The following is a 17,896-nucleotide window of genomic DNA, read 5'->3' on the forward strand; positions in this document are numbered from 1 at the left end:
CGGCTCAGCCCTTCATGCTGTCGATTTCGGCGATGTTGATCGTGCTGCGATTGCGGAACAGCAGGACCAGGATCGCCAGGCCGATGGCGGTTTCCGCCGCGGCCACGGTGAGGATGAAGAACACGAACACCTGGCCGGCCACGTCGCCGAGGAAGCGCGAGAAGGCCACGAAGTTGATGTTCACGGCCAGCAGCATCAGCTCGATCGACATCAGCAGCACGATGACGTTCTTGCGGTTGATGAACAGGCTGGCCACCGCGATGCAGAACAGCACCGCGCCAAGCACGATGAAGTGCGACAGCGTGATCATGGCTTGGTCTCCGGATTCTGGGTCTGCGCGGGCGCGTCGGTCGCGGGGCGCTCGGCCGCCATCTTCACGATGCGCACGCGGTCGGTGGCCTTCACGGCGACCTGCTGCGCGGCCGTCTGGTGGCGGGTGCCGCCGCGGTGGCGCAGGGTCAGCGCCACGGCCGCGACCACGCCCACGGTCAGGATCAGCGCGGCGATCTCGAACGGCAGCAGGAACTGGGTGTACAGCGCCTGGCCCAGCCACTGCGTGTTGGACAGGCCGGCGGCGGTGGCCGGGTTGGCCCCCATCACCGCCTCGTGCATGGTGCGCACGCCGATCAGGGCGAGCATTTCCACCAGCATCACCACGGCCACCACGATGCCCACCGGCAGGTAGCGGATGAAGCCTTCGCGCAGGTGCTCCTGCTTGATGTCCAGCATCATCACCACGAACAGGAACAGCACCATCACCGCGCCGACGTAGACCACGATGAGCGCGATGGCCAGGAACTCCGCCTCGGCCAGCAGCCAGATGCAGGCCGTGCTGAAGAAGGTCAGCACCAGCGACAGCACGGCATGCACCGAGTTGCGCAGGGTGATGACGCCCAGCGCCGCCACCACGGTGACCGCCGCGAAAGCGTAGAAGCAGACAAGTTGGAACACAGACGGATCGATCACGGTTGTGTCCTTTAGCGGTACGCGGCGTCTTGGGCGCGGGCGGCGGCGACTTCATGCTCGAAGCGGTCGCCGATGGCGAGCAGCTGCGGCTTGGTCACCACGTTTTCGCCACGCTTTTCGAAGTGGTATTCGTGCACGTGCGTCTCGACGATGGAGTCGACCGGGCAGCTCTCCTCGCAGAAGCCGCAGAAGATGCACTTGAACAGGTCGATGTCGTAGCGCGTGGTGCGGCGCTGGCCGTCGCTCTCGCGCGGGGCGGAGTCGATGGTGATGGCCAGCGCGGGGCACACCGCCTCGCACAGCTTGCACGCGATGCAGCGTTCCTCGCCGTTGGCGTAGCGGCGCAGCGCATGCAGGCCGCGGAAGCGGTTCGACTTGGGGATGTGCTCCATCGGGTAGCGCATCGTGTACTTGGGGCTGAACATGTAGCGCATGGTCAGGCCCATGCCCTTGAACAGCTCGATGAGCAGCAGGCTCTTGAAATAGTTGCTAATGCCGGACATGGTTTTCTTCAGCCTCCCGTGCCGATGCTGACCCAGCCGAAATACTTCATGCAGCCGGCCACGAGAACCCAGACGATGGTGATGGGAATGAACACCTTCCAGCCCAGCCGCATGATCTGGTCATAGCGGTAGCGCGGGAAGCTGGCGCGGAACCACAGGAACAGGAAGGCGAAGAAGAACGCCTTCGCGAACAGCCAGAAGAAGCTGCCCTGCCCCAGGAACGGCACCGACGAGGGGAACGGCGACAGCCAGCCGCCCATGAACAGGATCGCGGCCAGGAAGCTGACCAGGATCATGTTGGCGTATTCGGCCAGGAAGAAGATGGCGAACGCAGAACCCGAATACTCCACGTGGAAGCCGGCGACGATTTCCGACTCGCCTTCGGCCACGTCGAACGGCGCGCGGTTGGTCTCGGCCACGCCGGAGATGAAGTAGATGACGAACACCGGCAGCAGCGGCCACATGAACCACTCGAAGATGCCCTTGCTGCCCGACTGCGCATGCACGATGTCGGTGAGGTTCAGGCTGCCGGCCAGCACCAGCACGCAGACCAGGCACAGGCCCATCGCCAGCTCGTAGGAGATGACCTGCGCGGCGGAACGCATCGCGCCCAGCAGCGCGTAGCGCGAGTTGGAGGCCCAGCCGGCCAGGATGATGCCGTACACGCCCAGCGAGGTCATCGCCAGCAGGTACAGCACGCCGGCGTTGACGTTGGCCAGCACCATCTTGTCGTTGAACGGGATCACCGCCCACGCGGCCATCGCCGGCACCAGGGCCAGCAGCGGCGCCAGGTAGTACAGGAACTTATTCGCGCTGGTCGGAAGGATCACTTCCTTGATCAGCAGCTTCACCACGTCGGCGAAGGCCTGCAGCAAGCCAAGCGGACCGATCTTGTTCGGCCCCATGCGCACGTGCATCCAGCCGATGACCTTGCGCTCCCAGTACACGAACATCGCCACCGCCAGGATCACCGGAACGGCGATGCACAGGATGTAGATGATCGGCCAGACGAGCTGGTTGAGGATCTGTTCGCCCATGGCTTACGCCTTGCTCAAGGTGATGGCCGCGCCGTAAGGCGGCAGCGTGGCGGTGAGTTCGTGCGCGGCTTCGATCCAGGCGGTGCCGTCCGGCACCGACTCGTCGACGGCCACCGGCAGCGCGACCTTGCCGATGCGCACCGAAGCGCCGTCGGCCAGGCCCAGGCGCTGCGCTTCGGCCGCGCTCAGGCGCACGGCCGGCTCGCGGTTCAGCGGATGCGCGCTGAGCGCGCCCGCGCGGCGCAGCACGGCGTCGGAGCGGTACATCGGCCAGGTGGCCAGACGGGTGAGGCCGTCGGCCGCGGCGCGCGGCGCCAGGCCTTCGCGGGCAGCCGGCACGCGGTCGGCGATGCCGTCGCGCAGGCCGGCCAGGTCGTCGAACTCGAAGCCGGCCAGCTTCAGGCCGCCGCCGAGCGCGCGCAGCACCTTCCAGCCCTGGCGGGCGTCGCCGGGCGCGCGGGCGCCCTGGACCACGCTCTGCGCGAGGCCATCGACGTTGACCAGGGTGCCGTCGATTTCCGGCAGCAGCGCGATCGGCAGGATCACGTCGGCCAGGTCGCGCAGCGCCGGGGTGGCGTAGGCGGAGAACGCGACCACGCTTTCGGCGGCGGTCAGCGCCTGCAGCGCGGCGGCGCCGTCGGCGACGTCGTGCGGCAGCTCCACGCCGTACAGCACGTAGGCCTTGCGCGGCTGCGCCAGCATCGCCTGCGCGTCGAGGCCGCCGTTGCCCGGCAGCACGCCGACGCGGCTCAGGCCCAGCGCGTTGGCGCCGACCGGGATTTCGTTGTAGCCGGCGCCGGTGGCCTGGGCGATGAAGCGCGCGATCGCGCGCAGCCAGGAGGCCTGCGGATGCGTCGCGGCGGCTTCGCCGAGGATCACCACGGCCTTGCCGGCCTTCAGCGCGTCGATCGCGCCGCGGTCGCCGTCGTCGGCCTGCACGGCGTCGATGGCGGCAGCCAGCGCGGCCGGTGCGGTGGCACCGCCCTGCACTGCCGCCTTGGCCAGCGCAAGCAGCGCGTCGGCCATGGCCTGCGGCGCGACGATCTCTTCGCCGGCCAGCGCGTAGTTGAAGTTGAAGCGCGCCGGATTGACGGCGTAGACCTTGGCGCCCTTCTTCACCGCCTGGTGCACGCGATGGTTCAGCAGCGGCATTTCGTAGCGCAGGTCGGCGCCGACCAGCAGCGCGGCCTTGACCTTGTCCACTTCCGCCACCGGCAGGCCGAAGGCCTGGGCGTGGGCCTGGTCGGCGAAGTCGGTCTGGCGCAGGCGGTGGTCGATATGCGCCGAACCCAGACCATGGGCCAGGCGCACCAGCAGGTCGCCTTCCTCGTTGGTGGTGGCCGGGGAAACCAGGAAGCCGAGTTCGCCGCGCGCCTTGGCCAGCGCTTCGCCGGCCACGATCAGCGCGTCTTCCCAGGTGGTCGACTGCCACTGGCCGTTGCGCTTGACCTGCGGCGCGGTGATGCGGTCGGCCGCGTACATGCCTTGGTGGCTGTAGCGGTCGCGGTCCGACAGCCAGCACTCGTTGATGCTTTCGTTGTCGCGCGGCACCGTGCGCAGCACCTCGCCGCGGCGCGTATGCAGCCACAGGTTGGAACCCAGCGCGTCGTGGTAGCCGACGGACGGCTTGGCCACCAGCTCCCAGGCGCGCGCCTTGAACTGGAACGGCTTGTTGGTGAGCGCGCCGACCGGGCACACGTCGATGACGTTGCCGGACAGCTCGGTCTCCAGCGCCTTGCCGATATAGGTGCCGATCTGCAGGTTGTCGCCGCGGCTCATGCCGCCCAGCTCGTAGGTGCCGGCGATCTCGCTGGTGAAGCGCACGCAGCGCGTGCACTGGATGCAGCGGGTCATCTCGGTGGCCACCAGCGGCCCGAGGTTTTCATCGGCGATGGTGCGCTTGCGCTCGGTGTAGCGCGACACGCTGCGGCCGTAGCCCAGGGCCACGTCCTGCAGTTCGCACTCGCCGCCCTGGTCGCAGATCGGGCAGTCCAGCGGATGGTTGATCAGCAGGAATTCCATCACGTCGCGCTGGAACTTCAGCGCGCCGGCGGAACGCGTGGTGACCTTCATGCCCTCGGCCACCGGGGTGGCGCAGGCCGGCTGCGGCTTGGGCATGGGCTTGCCGCCCATTTCCACTTCCACCAGGCACATGCGGCAGTTGGCGGCGATGGGCAGCTTGCGGTGATAGCAGAAGCGCGGGATCGACACGCCGATGGCGTCCGCCGCTTCGATGATCATGGCGCCCTTGCGGATCTGCGTGGGCTTGCCGTCGACCTCGATGTTGAGGAGATCGGGCGGCGTGTTGTTCACGGGCTGCGCGCTCATGCGGCGACTCCGATCTGGTCGTCGACGATGGAACGCCCGTTGACGATGTAGTACTCGAATTCATGCCAGAACTGGCGCAGGAAACCCTGCACCGGCCAAGCCGCCGCCTCGCCGAACGCGCAGATGGTGTGGCCTTCGATCTGGCCCGCGATCGCCTTCAGGCGATGCAGGTCGTCCATGGTGCCCTTGCCTTCCACGATGCGGTCCAGCACGCGGTGCATCCAGCCGGTGCCTTCGCGGCACGGCGTGCACTGGCCGCAGGATTCCTTATGGAAGAACTGCGAGATGCGGCGGGTGAAGCGCACCGTGCAGACGGTGTCGTCCAGCACCACGATGGCGCCGGAACCCAGGCCGGTCTTGAGGTCGCGCAGGGTGTCGTAGTCGAACGGCAGGCCCTTCAGCTGCGCCGCCGTCAGCACCGGCATCGACACGCCGCCCGGGATCGCGCCCTTGAGCGTGCGGCCCGGACGCAGGCCGCCGGCCATTTCCAGCAGCTCGTCGAAGGTGGTGCCCAGCGGCACTTCGAAATTGCCGCCCTTCTGCACGCAGCCGGAGACCGAGAAGATCTTCGGGCCGCCGTTCTTGGTCTTGCTCTGCGCCAGGAACCAGTCCGCGCCCTTGCGCAGGATCGCCGGCACCGAGGCGTAGGTTTCGGTGTTGTTGATGGTCGACGGCTTGCCGTACAGGCCGAAGTTGGCCGGGAACGGCGGCTTGAAGCGCGGCTGGCCCTTCTTGCCTTCCAGCGATTCCATCAGCGCGGTTTCCTCGCCGCAGATGTAGGCGCCGGCGCCGAGCGCGCCGTAGATGTCCACGTCCAGGCCGGTGCCCTGGATGTTCTTGCCCAGCAGGCCCGCGGCATACGCTTCCTTGAGCGCTTCCTCGAAGTGCTCGAAGGGTTCGTGGTGGAACTCGCCGCGCAGGTAGTTGTACGCCGCGGTGGAGCCGGTGCAGTAGCAGGCGATGGCCATGCCCTCGATCACCGCATGCGGGTTGAAGCGCAGGATGTCGCGGTCCTTGCAGGTGCCCGGCTCCGACTCGTCGGAGTTGCAGAGGATGTACTTCTGCATGTTGCCCTTGGGCATGAAGGACCACTTCAGGCCGGTCGGGAAGCCCGCGCCGCCGCGGCCGCGCAGATTGCTCTTCTTGATCTCTTCGATCAGCGCGTTCGGGTCGGGCTTCTCGGCGAGGATCTTCTTCCACGCTTCATAGCCGCCGACCTGGGTGTAGCTGTCCATCGCCCACGGCTTGTCGAAATGCAGCGTGGTGTAGACGACCTGGTGTTCCTGGGGTGCGGGACCGTATGCCATGACGCCGTGACCCTTACTTGAGACCGTCGAGGATCTCGTCGACCTTGTCGGCCGTGAGACGCTCGTGGTAATGCCCGTTGACGGTCATCGCCGGCGCGCAGGCGCAGGCGGCGATGCATTCTTCTTCGCGCTTGAGGTAGACGCGGCCATCCGGGGTGCTCTCGCCCAGCTTGATGCCCAGCTTCTTCTCGCAATGCGCGACCAGCGCCTCGGCGCCGTTGAGCCAGCACGAGATGTTGGTGCAGATGGCGACGTTGTTGCGGCCGACCGGCCTGGTCTCCAGCATCGAATAGAAGCTGGCCACCTCGTACGCCCACACCGCGGGCAGCTCCAGGTACTTGGCGACGGCGGTGATCAGCTCGTCGGTGAGGAAGCCCTGGTTCTGCTCCTGCGCGGCGAACAGCGCCTGGATCAGCGCCGAGCGCTTGCGGTCTGGCGGGAACTTGGCAACCCACTCGTCGATGTGATGGCGGGTGTGCTCGTTGAGTGCGACGAGCGGGTCGACGTGCTTGACCTGCTCGTAATTTCCGGTGGCTTTCATGCGTATGCTCCCGTCGGCTCAGCGATCGACTTCGCCGAACACGAGGTCATAGGTGCCGATCATCGCCACCACGTCGGCCAGCATGTGGCCGCGCACGATGGGATCGATCGACGACAGATGGGCAAAGCCCGGCGCGCGCAGGTGCACGCGGAACGGCTTGTTGGCGCCGTCGGAGACCAGGTAGCAGCCGAACTCGCCCTTCGGCGCCTCGACCGCGCAGTAGGTCTCGCCGGCCGGCACGCCGTAGCCTTCGGTGAACAGTTTGAAATGGTGGATGAGGGCTTCCATGTCCTCCTTCATGGCCTCGCGCCTGGGCGGCGCGACCTTGAAGTTCTCCACCATCACCGGGCCCGGGTTGGCGCGCAGCCAGGCCACGCACTGCTGGATGATGCGGTTGGACTGGCGCATTTCTTCCACGCGCACCAGGTACCGGTCGTAGCAGTCGCCGTTGACGCCGACCGGGATGTCGAAATCCATCTCGGCGTACTTGGCGTAGGGCTGCTTCTTGCGCAGGTCCCAGGCCACGCCCGAGCCGCGGATCATCGCGCCGGTCATGCCCCACTGCTGGGCCAGCTCCGGCGAGATCACGCCGATGCCGACGGTGCGCTGCTTCCAGATACGGTTGTTGGTGAGCAGTTCCTCGTACTCGTCCACCTTCGACGGGAAGTCGGCGGTGAAGGCCTCGAGGAAGTCGAGCATGGAACCCTCGCGCCAGGCGTTCAGGCGCTTGAGGTCGCTGCCCTTGTGCCAGGGCGACTCGCGGTACTGCGACATCTTGCCCGGCAGGTCGCGGTAGACGCCGCCCGGACGGTAGTACGTGGCGTGCATGCGGGCGCCGGAGACGGCCTCGTACACGTCCATCAGTTCTTCGCGTTCGCGGAAGGCGTACAGGAACACCGCCATCGCGCCGAGATCGAGCGCGTTCGAGCCGATCCACATCAGGTGATTCAGGATGCGGGTGATCTCGTCGAACATGGTGCGGATGTACTGCGCGCGTTCCGGCGCCTCGATGCCCAGCAGGGTCTCGATCGCGCGCACGTAGGCGTGCTCGTTGCACATCATCGACACGTAGTCGAGGCGGTCCATGTAGCCGATCGACTGGTTGAACGGCTTGGCCTCGGCCAGCTTCTCGGTGCCGCGATGGAGCAGGCCCACGTGCGGGTCGGCGCGGACGATGGTCTCGCCGTCCATCTCCAGCACCAGGCGCAGCACGCCGTGCGCGGCCGGATGCTGCGGGCCGAAGTTCATCGTGTAGTTGCGGATTTCCTGCATGCTCAGTTCTCCCGCCAGTTATCGGCGGCTTCGGCCTTGGCCTGCAACAGGTCGGCGTCATCGCGGATCACGCGCGGCACCAGCACGCGCGGCTCGATCGACACGGGTTCGTAGACCACGCGCTTCTGCTCGGGGTCGTAGCGCACTTCGACGTTGCCGATCAGCGGGAAGTCCTTGCGGAACGGATGCCCCACGAAACCGTAGTCGGTGAGGATGCGGCGCAGGTCCGGATGGCCTTCGAAGATGATGCCGTAGAGGTCGAACGCCTCGCGCTCGAACCAGTTGGAACCGGCCCACACGCCGGTGACCGAGGGCACCACCGGCAGGCTGTCGTCCTCGCCGAACACGCGCAGGCGCAGGCGCTGGTTGTTCTCGACCGACAGCAGGTGGATGACCGCGGCGAAGCGGCGCGGCTGGCTGACGTCGCGCGGACGGTCGGCCCACTTGAAGCGGCCCATCGCCTCGCCTTCGACGCCGCGCGAGAAACCGGTGCCGGACACCGTCTCGGTATCCCATTCGGTCTGGCCGTAGCCGAGGTAGTCCACGCCGCACAGGTCGATCAGCTCGCCGAAGCGGAAGGCCGGCTCGTCGCGCAGCGCGGTGGCCACCGCGATCAGGTCGGCGGCGGCCACTTCGGCGGTGACTTCGGTGCGGGCGACGCTGATCTTCAGCGTGTCGCCGAATCGCGCGGACAGGCGCTCGGCCAGCGAGTTCGTTTGCGTTTCGCTCATGGCTTAAGGCCTCAGGACCGCGCGATGGTGCTGGTGCGGCGGATTTTCTTCTGCAACTGCAGGATGCCGTGGATCAGCGCTTCGGCCGTCGGCGGGCAGCCCGGCACGTAGATGTCCACCGGCACGATGCGGTCGCAGCCGCGCACCACGGAATACGAATAGTGGTAGTAGCCGCCGCCGTTGGCGCAGCTGCCCATCGAGATCACCCACTTGGGGTCGGGCATCTGGTCGTAGACCTTGCGCAGCGCCGGGGCCATCTTGTTGACCAGGGTGCCGGCCACGATCATCACGTCGGACTGGCGCGGGCTGGGACGGAAGATCACGCCGTAGCGGTCCAGGTCCAGGCGCGCGGCGCCAGCGTGCATCATCTCGACCGCGCAGCAGGCCAGGCCGAAGGTCATCGGCCACATCGAGCCGGTGCGCGCCCAGTTCATCAGCGCGTCGACCGTGGTGGTCACCGCGCCGCGCTGGATCACCGGGTTGTCGCCGGCCGGACGCAGGATGTCGTCCACCACGTTCAGCGGCTGCGGGTTGTGCATCACCCGGTCAAGCGAGGAGATCACTCCCATTCCAGTGCTCCCTTCTTCCACACGTAAGCAAAACCGATCACCAGGAGCAGCAGGAACAAGGCCATTTCGATCAGGGCCGTCAAGCCGATCTTGTCGAACACCACCGCCCACGGAAACAGGAAGGCGATTTCCAGGTCGAAGATGATGAAGAGGATCGCCAGCAGGTAATAGCGCACGTCGAAGCGCATGCGGGCGTCCTCGAAGGCCTCGAAGCCGCACTCGTAGGGCGAGAGCTTTTCCGATTCGGGACGGCGGGGGCCGGCCAGCAGGCCGATGGCCAGCAGGACGAGCCCTAAGCCCGTCGCGACGCCGATGAAGAGCAGGATGGGCCAGTATTCGGCAAGCACGATGTCGCGTACCTCCGCGCCGCCGGGGCGCATCAGTGACCGTCCGGGGGAAACGGCCAGGGGTAAAACAGGTCCGGTCTACTGCGGATCGGCATGGCCAGGAGGCCGCGGGCTTTCGAGCCACGATCGCGCGCGTTGCAAGCACGAGCGTCCGACTTTCCACGATCGAATTCGGGAATCGGGACATTGTATCAGTGCGTTTAACAACAACAAGCCTTGACGGCTATTTCATCGGCCTGCTGGCAAGCGCTGCCGGCAGGCGGCAGCCGGCCCCGCGACGCCATGCCGCGCCTGCTGCCGTGACGGCGGCGTTACATCGTGTGAGTGGGGCGTTCGGAGCCGCTCATGCCGGCCAGGATGGCCTCGATGCGGGAACGCGCGACTTCGCCGTCGGAGGAATCGTTGAACTGCACGCCGATGCCGGCCGTGCGGTTGCCCTGGGCGCCGACCGGCGTGACCCAGACCACCTTGCCGGCCACCGACAGGCGCTCGCCTTCGTCGGCGAGGTTGACCAGCAGCACCACTTCGTCACCCAGCGAATAGCCCTGGGCGGTGGGGGCGAACAGGCCGCCGTGCTTGAGGAACGGCATGTACGCGTTGTAGAGCGCGGCCGTGTCCTTGATCTTCAATGAAATGATGCCCTGGCGGGCCGCGATGGCCGGATTCATGCTGCGTCCCCGCGGGCCGTGGACGGTGTCGGCCCGATGGCGGGCATCGTAGCGAGCGGCCCGCCTGGGCGTAAAGCGTGCATGACCTGCCGTGGGAGCCGGTTCACAGCCGCCCGCTACAGCTCGCACCAGCCCCAGCGGTCGAAGATCCACAGCGACGGCAGCTCGCAATGGAGCTTGACGAAGCGCGGGCCGGGCGCCGCTTCCGGCAACAGGCGCCAGCGGCCCGAGGCATCGCGCTCCAGCGGCGCCTTCGACCAGGGCCAGGTGCATGCGCCGTCGCGGCCGGCCAGGGTCAGCTTGAGCCAGGGCCGCTGCGTGGCGGAAGGCTGCCACGGCAGCCAGCCTTCGCCGCCGGCAGGCTCCACCGTGCGGAACACTTCCGGCCGCCCGGCCAGTCCGCGCATGCGTCCGCCGCTGAGCGCGACCTGGCTCTGGTGCTCGTCCAGCGCGGCCAGCTTGGCCGCATGGATGGCCGCGAAGGAAGGCAGCGCGACCGCTTCGCCGCGCTCCGCCGCGCGGCCATGCACCAGGTAGCTCAGCAGCAACGGCGCCTCGCCCTGCCCCGCTTCCCGCCAGCGCGCCACCGCCAGGCGCAGCAGCACATGGGCGGCGCTGTGGTCGGGGTGGCCGTCGCCGAGCGCCGGCACGGCGATGAGGTTCGGCCGGCAGCGATCCAGCCAGCCGGTCCAGGCGCGCAGCTGGCCATCGAGGTCGTCGCGGATGCACGCGGTCAGGCCCATGTCCGGCAGGCCCAGCGGATGCAGCGCTTCCTGCGGCAGGCCCAGCCGCGCCAGCGCACCGGCCACTTCCTGGCGCCGGCGCGCGCCCCAGCGGCGGCGGTCCTCGGCGCGGATGCGCAGCCGGCGTTCCAGCCAGCGCTGCGGCCAGGGATTGTTGTCGCCCAAGGTGAGCAGCAGGATCTCCACCGCGCCGCCCGCGGCGCGCACGTGCTGGATCAATTCGCCGGTGGCGATGCTTTCGTCGTCCGGATGCGGCGCCACCACCAGCAGGCGGGTCCGCGCGTCGATCGTCACTGGCATGCGTCCGCGCCCTCCTCGTCTTCCACCGGCGGCGGCAATGCCGCCGGTCGCCAGCCGCGCTCCCAGGCGCGTTTCCAGACCAGCACCAGGGCACGGCCATTGGCGGCGTCGATGCGATGGCGTCCCGCGGCCAAGGTCCATGCCGTACCGGCGGGCGCACCGTCGACCGAGGCCTGCACCAGGCCCTTGCCGTCGCTCAGTACATAACTGCCCGCCAAGGCGAGGTCGACGGAACGTGTTCCCGATGCAGGCGGCAGGTACTGGCCGGCCAGCCATACCTCGTCGCGCAGCGGCAGGTAATTGCGCCGCACGAAGGCATCGCTGGCCGGCGGCAGGCGCCGGCGCAGCACCAGCATGGTGCGGTCGCGCGCCATTTCCTCGGCGATGGTGTCGGCCATATGGCCGCGGCGCAGGCGGATCATCGCCATGCTTTCGATCACCGGAAAATACGGCCGCGGGCGGAAGATGGCGTCGCCCTTGGGGTCCATCACCGTCTCGCCCGCATCGGTGTAGTGCAGCACCGCGGCCAGCTCCGCGCGCTGCGGCGCGAGGCGGTCCAGCCACGGCGGCGCGCCGAGCAGCAGCGCGGCCAGTTCGACACCGATCACCACCTTGCCCACCGCGCGCCGGCGTGCCGCGCTTTCGCGCAGCCACGGCAGCCGCGCGATCGCACCGGCCAGCACCAGCACCAGCGGCGGGATCGCCGGCAGGAAATCCTGCGCGGTGATCAGCGGCCACACGAACCACACCAGGAACAGGAACAGGCCCGCCTGCAGCGCCAGGAATACGGGCCAATCGAACACCTCGCGCGCCACGCGCCGCACATGCCCATAAGCCAGCCGCACGCACACGCCCGACAGCAGCACGAAGACCAGCAGCTTGGGCAGCGCATACGCCTTGCGCGCGCCGCCGACGTTGTAGCCGACCAGCCCGTACCACGCCGGCCCCAGGTCGCCGCGCCAGGCCAGCCACAGCGCGAACAGCGCCGGCACCAGCAGCAGGCCCGCGATGCCGCAGGCGAGCGAACGCAGCCGCGGCACGCGCCGCCCCGGCGGCCGCGCCAGCGACACCACCAGGCCCGCGAAGCCGGCCACGCCCAGCAGCACCAACGTCTTCTGCGACACCGACAAGGCCGCGCCCACCAGCACGCCCGCGACGAACCAGCGCCACGCCCGCGGCGGCGCGCCCACCACCACGGCCAGCGCCGCCAGCCACAGCGCCATCCACATGTCGTCGGTGCGGAACTGGCCACTGACCAGGAAGAAGCGCGGCACCAGGGCCACGATCAGCATCGCGTAGAACGCGATGTTCGGCGTGTACAGCCGGCGCCCCATGCGCCACACCGCGAACAGCGCCAGCGCATACCAGGCCTGCATCGACAGGCGCAGCCAGGTCAGCGCGTCGGCGCGCGCGCCGATCAGGTCCAGCACCAGCGAGTGCAGGCCGCTGAACAGCGGGCCGTGGTTGTCGAACACATCGCGGTAGACGTGCAGCCCCTGCGTCCATGCCCAGGCCACGTGCGCGTGCTGCGCTTCGTCGGAATTGAGCGGATAGGCGTTCAACCACGCCAGGCGCAGCACGGCGAGCAGCGCCAATGCCAGCCATGGCCACCGAACCGTGAAGGGTTTTTCCTTGGCAAAACTCATCCAGCCAGTTTAGAAAAACGGGCTGTCTGCGAGCTTTCCAGTCCAGGACATCGGAGGTTGGGGTGAGCCGCAGGCGACCCCCAACATCGCAGTGCAAAGGTGTAGACGTTGGGGTTCGCCTGCGGCTCACCCCAACCTACGCCGCGGTGCGAGTCAGCGCCAGCGCGAGAGCAATTCCAGCAGCAGCAGGTCGCCGCGCAGCGGACCGCGCAAGGCATCGCGCGCATGGTTGGCGGCGCGATACCAGTCGTCGAGCGCTTCGGCATCCAGATGGCTGGACAGCGGACCGTTGCCCGCACCCGCACGGCCGCGCGCTTCGTCGGCCGCGGCCTGCGCGGCGAACCACAGGCGCTGCTCCGGTTCGTTGTCCAGCCAGCGGCGCACCACTTCCATGGTTTCGCCGCGGCCGGCCGCGAGCGCGGCGAGGTCCTTGCGCACTTCCTGGCGGCGCGCGAGCGCGCCCTGCTCCGCCCAGGCCTTGGCCAGGCCGGGATTGCCGCCGGCCGCATCGAGCGCGGCGGCCGCATCCTTCACGCCCTCGCCCTGCAGCCAGGCCAGTGCCTCCTCGCGCGCAGGCACCTGGAATTCGATGCGCTGGCAGCGGCTGCGGATGGTCTGCGGCATGCGCCAGGGCGCGTCGGCCACCAGCAGCAGCAAGGTGTTCCGCGAAGGTTCTTCCAGCGTCTTCAGCAGCGCGTTCGCCGCCGCGGTATTCATGAAATCGGCCGGATCGATGGTGGCGATCTGCCAGCCGCCGAACTGGCTGGCCATGGCCAGGCGCGAGGAAAGATCGCGGATCTGGTCGACCACGATGTCGCTGCGCTGCACGCCGTCCTTGCGCAGGCCGAAGCTCAAGGCGATCAAGTCCGGATGCGTGCCCGCGTCCAGCAACAGGCAGCTGCGGCAGCGGCCGCAGGCATCGCCGTCGACGGACTGCTCGCACAGCAAGCCGCGCACGAAGCGGCGCAGAAAGTCGCGCTTGCCCAGGCCCGCCGGCCCGCACAGCAGCAGCGCGTGCGGCATGGCATCGCGGCGGCGGCGCGCCTGCAGGCGTTCCCACAGTTCCGCATGCCAGGGCATCGCGCTCATGGCGCAGCCTCGAACAAGGGCGCAATCGCCTGCTCGGCTGCGCGCAGCACTTCCGCCGGCGAATGGCTGGCGTCGATCACGCGGAAGCGCTGCGGCTGCGCCGCGGCGCGCGTGCGATAGGCGGCGCGCACGCGCTCGAAGAACGCATCCGCTTCCACCTCGATGCGATCCGCTTCGCCGCGCCCCGCGGCGCGCGCGCGGCCGGTAGCGACGGGCAAGTCCAGCAGCAAGGTGAGGTCGGGCGCGAGACCGCCGGTGGCCCACTGCTCCAGCGCCTCGATGCGTTCGACCGGCTGGCCGCGCCCGCCGCCCTGGTAGGCGTAGCTGGCGTCGGTGAAGCGGTCGCACAGCACCCAGCGGCCGGCGGCCAGCGCCGGCTCGATCAGCTCGCGCACCAGCTGCGCGCGCGAAGCGAACATCAGCAGCAATTCGGTTTCCGCGGCCATGCCGCGCAAGGCGGGATCGAGCACGATGCCGCGCACCGCCTCGCCCAGGGTGGTGCCGCCCGGCTCGCGGGTCAGCAGCAGGTCGACGCCGCGCGCTTCGATGCAGGCGCGCAGCCCGGCCAGCAAGGTGCTCTTGCCCGCGCCTTCGCCGCCTTCGAGGCTGATGAATTTTCCGCGTGTCTGGCTCATTGGCACCGCTTCAACTGATAACAGGCGACATTGCGATTGTGTTCGTCCAGCGTACTGGAGAACACATGGCTGCCGTCGCCGCGCGCGACGAAATACAGCTCGCTGCCAGCCGCCGGATGCAGCGCCGCTTCCAGCGCCGGCTTGCCCGGCAGGGCGATCGGCGTCGGCGGCAGGCCGGCGCGGGTGTAGGTGTTGTACGGCGTGTCGGTGGTGAGGTCGCTGCGGTGGATATTGCCGGCATAGCTCTCGCCCATGCCGTAGATCACGGTGGGATCGGTCTGCAGCAGCATGTGCGTGCGCAGGCGGCGCACGAACACGCCGGCGATGCGCCGACGCTCGTCGGCGCGGCCGGTTTCCTTCTCCACGATGGAGGCGAGGATCAGCGCCTCGTACGGCGTGGCCAGCGGCACGTCCTTGTCGCGCTGCGCCCACAGCGCGTCGAGTGTCTTGCTCATGGCGGTATGCGCGCGCTTGAGCACGTCCAGGTCGCTGTCGCCTTTGACGTAGGCGTAGGTCTCCGGCAGGAAGCGGCCTTCCGGCATCTCGCCGGCGGCGCCGATCTTGTCCATCAGCTGGCTGTCGTCCAGCGCGACGCCGTCCTGGCGCAGCTTGTCGGCCTTGGCCAGGGCCTGGCGCAGTTCGCGGAAGGTCCAGCCGTCGACGATGGTGAAGTTGCGCTGCATCACCCGGCCCGCGGCCATGTTGGCGAGCAGGTCGCGCGGCGTCATGCCGGGGGTGAGCGCGTATTCGCCGGCATGCAGGCGGCCGGCCACGCGCAGCTGTTCGGCCAGCGCGCGCCAGTACAGCGGATGCTCGGCGCTGACGCCTTGCGCGCGCAGCTGCGCCACGATCTCTTTCAGGCTGCTGCCGCGGCCGACGTCGATACTTTGCCCCTGCACCTGCACGTTCAGCGGCGCCGCGCTGAAGCGCGCGAACTCGCGCCAGCCGTAGGCCAGCGCGCCGGCGACCGCCAGCAGCAGCAGGAGAACCAGGCCGCGGCCCAGCGCGCGCCCTTTCGTCTTGCGTCGACTCATGAGTGCTCCGTCGGAAAACCAAGCTCGCGCCAGTGCGACTGCAGGGCGCGGGTGACCGGTCCGGGAACATACACGGTCTCGGCCATGCTCCGCACCGGCACGATGCCGCGCACGCTGGAACTGAGGAACAGCTCCTGCGCATGCAGCAGCTCACCCAGGGCCAGTTCCCGCACCCGCACCTCGCGCACGGCCAGCACTTCCGCACGCGCCACGCCGGCCACGCCGCAGCGCTCCAGCGAGGGCGTCACCAGCGCGCCGCCGATCACCGCGAACAGGTTGGCCATGGTGGTGCAGATCACGCGGCCGGCGCCGTCGAGCAGCAGGCCGTCGGCGATGGAGGGATCGTCCCATTCCGCCCGCGCCAGCACCTGTTCCAGGCGGTTCAGATGCTTGATGCCGGCCAGCAGCGGCTGCTCGGCCAGGCGCAGCTGGCACAGGCGCAGGCGCAGGCCGTCGCGGTACGTCTCCGGCGCCGTCACGGGCGCGGCGAACGCGGCGACGATGCGGGTGGGCTGCGGCGATGCGGGCATGGCATAGCCGCGCTCGGCCACGCCGCGGGTGATGGTGATGCGCACGACGGCGTCGGCCATACCGTCCGCGACGGCAGCCGCTTCGCGTGCAAGCAAGGCTTCATCCGGCGCCAGCAGGCGCAGGCGTGCGCAGCTCTCGCGCAGGCGCTGCATATGCCGCGGCCACAACGGCGCACGGCCGGCGACGAAGCGGATCGTCTCGAACAGCCCGTCGCCGTAGGCCAGCCCGCGATCCAGCGGCGACAGCGCAGCGTCCGCCGCGCCGTCGACCAGCAGGCGCAGCGGCGCCGCCATCAGTCCGCCGCTCCCAGCGCGCGCAGCAGGCCGCGCGCCTTGGCGCGGGTTTCGTCCAGCTCCTTGTCCGCCACCGAGTCGGCGACGATGCCCGCGCCCGCGCGCAGGCTGACCTGGCGGCCGCAAAGAGTGAGCGTGCGGATCAGGATGTTGAGGTCCAGATCGCCGTTGCGGTCGAGATAGCCCAGCGCGCCGGTATAGGCGCCGCGCGGCGCGTGCTCCAGCGCCGCGATGATTTCCATGCAGCGCACCTTGGGGCAGCCGGTGATGGTGCCGCCCGGGAAGGTGGCGGCGATCACCTGCCCCGGCGTCACCCCGGCGCGCAGCTTGCCGCGCACGTTGGACACGATGTGGTGCACGTGGGCATAGCTCTCCACCACCATCAGCTCGTCGACCTGCACCGTGCCCGGCACGCAGACGCGGCCAAGATCGTTGCGTTCCAGGTCGATCAGCATCACGTGCTCGGCGCGCTCCTTCGGATGCGTGCGCAGCTCGCGGATGCGCGCCAGCTCGTCGTCCGCCGGCGTGCGCGGGCGCGTGCCGGCGATCGGCCGCGTCTGCGCGATACCGCCGCGCGCTTCCACCAGCCGCTCGGGCGAGGAACTCACCACCGCCCAGGCCGGCTGCTGCAGCAGGCCGGCGAACGGCGCCGGATTGGCCTGGCGCAGCGAGGCATAGAGCGAAGCCGGCGCGGGCGCTTCGGCGAACTGCGCGCGCCATGCGCGCGACAGGTTCACCTGGAAGATGTCGCCGGCATGCAGGTGTTCGTGGATGCGCGCCACGCCGTCGAGGAACAGCTGCGGATCGTCTTCGTCGCGCGCCACCGGCAGCGGCAGCGGCGCGATGTCCGCGTGCGCCTCGAGGTCGGCGGCCATGCGCTCGAGCAGTGCCTCGCAGCCGGCTTCGGCGACCAGCACGGTGCGCTCGCGTTCGTGGTCGACGATGACTGCCGCGGGGCAACGCAGCGCCAGCGCCACCGGCAGGACCTCGTCCTGCGCCAGGCGCAGGCGCGGCTCGATTTCGCCGGCCAGTTCATACGCCAGCAGCAGCACCCAGCCACCGTGGAACGGCAGGCCGTCGTCCGCGTCGCGCGGCAGGCGTTCGGCCTGCCAGGCGGCGTCGAGCGCATGGAGAAAACCGCCCGCGTGTTCCGCGCCCTGCCCGTCCAGCACGCGGCCGTCGCCGTGCAGGGTCAGGCTGTCGCGCGGAAAGGCGAACAGCAGGTCGAAGCGCGCCTGCGGGGTGCCGCGCACCACGCTTTGCAGCAGGCAGGGATAGCGCTCCGGAAATGCAGCGGCCGGCGCGAGCAGGTCGCGCCGGCCGTGCAGGGTGCGGCTGATGGAGGTCACGCGCCGG

19 protein-coding genes are annotated in these 17,896 nt (G+C 69.0%); all 19 read right to left on the reverse strand.

All coding sequences use genetic code 11. The features are described 5' to 3' along the window. Nucleotides 1-4 precede the first annotated feature (4 nt). The 19 genes from nuoK to FHW85_RS05035 all read right to left on the reverse strand — a co-directional run bounded on the left by nuoK (nucleotide 5) and on the right by FHW85_RS05035 (nucleotide 17,889). Nucleotides 5-310 (reverse strand): NADH-quinone oxidoreductase subunit NuoK, encoded by a 306-nt coding sequence (gene nuoK / locus FHW85_RS04945; RefSeq protein ID WP_026634431.1) that lies wholly within the window; start codon nucleotides 308-310, stop codon nucleotides 5-7. Then, nucleotides 307-963 (reverse strand): NADH-quinone oxidoreductase subunit J, encoded by a 657-nt coding sequence (locus FHW85_RS04950; RefSeq protein WP_167257635.1) that lies wholly within the window; start codon nucleotides 961-963, stop codon nucleotides 307-309. The genes nuoK and FHW85_RS04950 overlap by 4 nt, the downstream gene beginning before the upstream one ends. A gap of 14 nt (nucleotides 964-977) precedes the next feature. Beyond that, a complete protein-coding gene (gene nuoI, locus FHW85_RS04955) occupies nucleotides 978-1,469 on the reverse strand; it encodes an NADH-quinone oxidoreductase subunit NuoI (protein WP_167257606.1) in 492 nt (163 codons plus the stop codon). Between the two features lie 8 nt (nucleotides 1,470-1,477). Continuing rightward, complete coding sequence (gene nuoH, locus FHW85_RS04960; RefSeq protein WP_167257605.1) at nucleotides 1,478-2,506, reverse strand: NADH-quinone oxidoreductase subunit NuoH; 1,029 nt, start codon at nucleotides 2,504-2,506, stop codon at nucleotides 1,478-1,480. Nucleotides 2,507-2,509: 3 nt separating this feature from the next. Next, nucleotides 2,510-4,834, reverse strand: a complete 2,325-nt coding sequence (gene nuoG / locus FHW85_RS04965) for an NADH-quinone oxidoreductase subunit NuoG (protein ID WP_168647561.1) — start codon at nucleotides 4,832-4,834, stop codon at nucleotides 2,510-2,512. Continuing rightward, nucleotides 4,831-6,141, reverse strand: coding sequence for an NADH-quinone oxidoreductase subunit NuoF (gene nuoF / locus FHW85_RS04970; RefSeq protein WP_167257603.1), 1,311 nt, complete (start codon nucleotides 6,139-6,141; stop codon nucleotides 4,831-4,833). The genes nuoG and nuoF overlap by 4 nt, the downstream gene beginning before the upstream one ends. A 13-nt stretch (nucleotides 6,142-6,154) precedes the next feature. Then, nucleotides 6,155-6,682, reverse strand: coding sequence for an NADH-quinone oxidoreductase subunit NuoE (gene nuoE / locus FHW85_RS04975; protein ID WP_167257602.1), 528 nt, complete (start codon nucleotides 6,680-6,682; stop codon nucleotides 6,155-6,157). An 18-nt stretch (nucleotides 6,683-6,700) separates the two neighbouring features. Next, nucleotides 6,701-7,954, reverse strand: coding sequence for an NADH-quinone oxidoreductase subunit D (locus FHW85_RS04980; protein ID WP_167257601.1), 1,254 nt, complete (start codon nucleotides 7,952-7,954; stop codon nucleotides 6,701-6,703). A gap of 2 nt (nucleotides 7,955-7,956) precedes the next feature. After that, on the reverse strand, nucleotides 7,957-8,685 hold the full coding sequence (locus tag FHW85_RS04985; protein ID WP_167257600.1) for an NADH-quinone oxidoreductase subunit C: 729 nt from the start codon (nucleotides 8,683-8,685) through the stop codon (nucleotides 7,957-7,959). Nucleotides 8,686-8,696: 11 nt separating this feature from the next. Continuing rightward, nucleotides 8,697-9,254, reverse strand: a complete 558-nt coding sequence (locus tag FHW85_RS04990) for an NADH-quinone oxidoreductase subunit B (protein WP_026634440.1) — start codon at nucleotides 9,252-9,254, stop codon at nucleotides 8,697-8,699. Continuing rightward, entirely contained in the window at nucleotides 9,245-9,601 is a 357-nt protein-coding gene (locus tag FHW85_RS04995; RefSeq protein ID WP_167257634.1) for an NADH-quinone oxidoreductase subunit A, read from the reverse strand. Before FHW85_RS04995 ends, FHW85_RS04990 begins: the two co-directional genes overlap by 10 nt. A gap of 311 nt (nucleotides 9,602-9,912) precedes the next feature. After that, nucleotides 9,913-10,269, reverse strand: a complete 357-nt coding sequence (locus FHW85_RS05000; protein ID WP_035322846.1) for a PilZ domain-containing protein — start codon at nucleotides 10,267-10,269, stop codon at nucleotides 9,913-9,915. A 116-nt stretch (nucleotides 10,270-10,385) separates the two neighbouring features. Next, nucleotides 10,386-11,312 carry a PIG-L family deacetylase gene (locus FHW85_RS05005; protein ID WP_168647562.1) on the reverse strand — a complete coding sequence of 309 codons (927 nt, stop codon included), beginning with the start codon at nucleotides 11,310-11,312 and terminating at the stop codon, nucleotides 10,386-10,388. After that, complete coding sequence (locus tag FHW85_RS05010; protein ID WP_167257598.1) at nucleotides 11,303-12,958, reverse strand: glycosyltransferase family 39 protein; 1,656 nt, start codon at nucleotides 12,956-12,958, stop codon at nucleotides 11,303-11,305. Before FHW85_RS05010 ends, FHW85_RS05005 begins: the two co-directional genes overlap by 10 nt. A 153-nt stretch (nucleotides 12,959-13,111) precedes the next feature. Then, nucleotides 13,112-14,047 (reverse strand): DNA polymerase III subunit delta', encoded by a 936-nt coding sequence (gene holB, locus FHW85_RS05015; protein WP_168647563.1) that lies wholly within the window; start codon nucleotides 14,045-14,047, stop codon nucleotides 13,112-13,114. Next, nucleotides 14,044-14,682, reverse strand: a complete 639-nt coding sequence (gene tmk, locus FHW85_RS05020) for a dTMP kinase (protein WP_168647564.1) — start codon at nucleotides 14,680-14,682, stop codon at nucleotides 14,044-14,046. The genes holB and tmk overlap by 4 nt, the downstream gene beginning before the upstream one ends. After that, complete coding sequence (mltG, locus tag FHW85_RS05025; protein WP_168647565.1) at nucleotides 14,679-15,716, reverse strand: endolytic transglycosylase MltG; 1,038 nt, start codon at nucleotides 15,714-15,716, stop codon at nucleotides 14,679-14,681. Before mltG ends, tmk begins: the two co-directional genes overlap by 4 nt. After that, the gene (gene pabC / locus FHW85_RS05030) at nucleotides 15,713-16,540 is read right to left on the reverse strand and encodes an aminodeoxychorismate lyase (protein ID WP_168647566.1); all 828 of its coding nucleotides are present in this window, start codon (nucleotides 16,538-16,540) and stop codon (nucleotides 15,713-15,715) included. Before pabC ends, mltG begins: the two co-directional genes overlap by 4 nt. Continuing rightward, entirely contained in the window at nucleotides 16,540-17,889 is a 1,350-nt protein-coding gene (locus tag FHW85_RS05035; protein WP_168647567.1) for an aminodeoxychorismate synthase component I, read from the reverse strand. The genes pabC and FHW85_RS05035 overlap by 1 nt, the downstream gene beginning before the upstream one ends. Nucleotides 17,890-17,896: the final 7 nt, after the last annotated feature.

Source organism: Dyella sp. SG609 (genome assembly GCF_012275375.1).
Lineage (GTDB): Bacteria > Pseudomonadota > Gammaproteobacteria > Xanthomonadales > Rhodanobacteraceae > Dyella_D > Dyella_D marensis.

Bases quoted from the DNA above. Each gene is read 5' to 3' on its own strand.
- nuoE (WP_167257602.1), bottom strand. From the start codon at position 6,682: ATGAAAGCCACCGGAAATTACGAGCAGGTCAAGCACGTCGACCCGCTC.
- pabC (WP_168647566.1), bottom strand. From the start codon at position 16,540: ATGGCGGCGCCGCTGCGCCTGCTGGTCGACGGCGCGGCGGACGCTGCG.
- FHW85_RS05000 (WP_035322846.1), bottom strand. From the start codon at position 10,269: ATGAATCCGGCCATCGCGGCCCGCCAGGGCATCATTTCATTGAAGATC.
- nuoH (WP_167257605.1), bottom strand. From the start codon at position 2,506: ATGGGCGAACAGATCCTCAACCAGCTCGTCTGGCCGATCATCTACATC.
- nuoG (WP_168647561.1), bottom strand. From the start codon at position 4,834: ATGAGCGCGCAGCCCGTGAACAACACGCCGCCCGATCTCCTCAACATC.
- nuoK (WP_026634431.1), bottom strand. From the start codon at position 310: ATGATCACGCTGTCGCACTTCATCGTGCTTGGCGCGGTGCTGTTCTGC.
- FHW85_RS04985 (WP_167257600.1), bottom strand. From the start codon at position 8,685: ATGAGCGAAACGCAAACGAACTCGCTGGCCGAGCGCCTGTCCGCGCGA.
- FHW85_RS04990 (WP_026634440.1), bottom strand. From the start codon at position 9,254: ATGGGAGTGATCTCCTCGCTTGACCGGGTGATGCACAACCCGCAGCCG.
- nuoI (WP_167257606.1), bottom strand. From the start codon at position 1,469: ATGTCCGGCATTAGCAACTATTTCAAGAGCCTGCTGCTCATCGAGCTG.
- FHW85_RS05010 (WP_167257598.1), bottom strand. From the start codon at position 12,958: ATGAGTTTTGCCAAGGAAAAACCCTTCACGGTTCGGTGGCCATGGCTG.
- nuoF (WP_167257603.1), bottom strand. From the start codon at position 6,141: ATGGCATACGGTCCCGCACCCCAGGAACACCAGGTCGTCTACACCACG.
- FHW85_RS04980 (WP_167257601.1), bottom strand. From the start codon at position 7,954: ATGCAGGAAATCCGCAACTACACGATGAACTTCGGCCCGCAGCATCCG.
- tmk (WP_168647564.1), bottom strand. From the start codon at position 14,682: ATGAGCCAGACACGCGGAAAATTCATCAGCCTCGAAGGCGGCGAAGGC.
- mltG (WP_168647565.1), bottom strand. From the start codon at position 15,716: ATGAGTCGACGCAAGACGAAAGGGCGCGCGCTGGGCCGCGGCCTGGTT.
- FHW85_RS05005 (WP_168647562.1), bottom strand. From the start codon at position 11,312: ATGCCAGTGACGATCGACGCGCGGACCCGCCTGCTGGTGGTGGCGCCG.
- holB (WP_168647563.1), bottom strand. From the start codon at position 14,047: ATGAGCGCGATGCCCTGGCATGCGGAACTGTGGGAACGCCTGCAGGCG.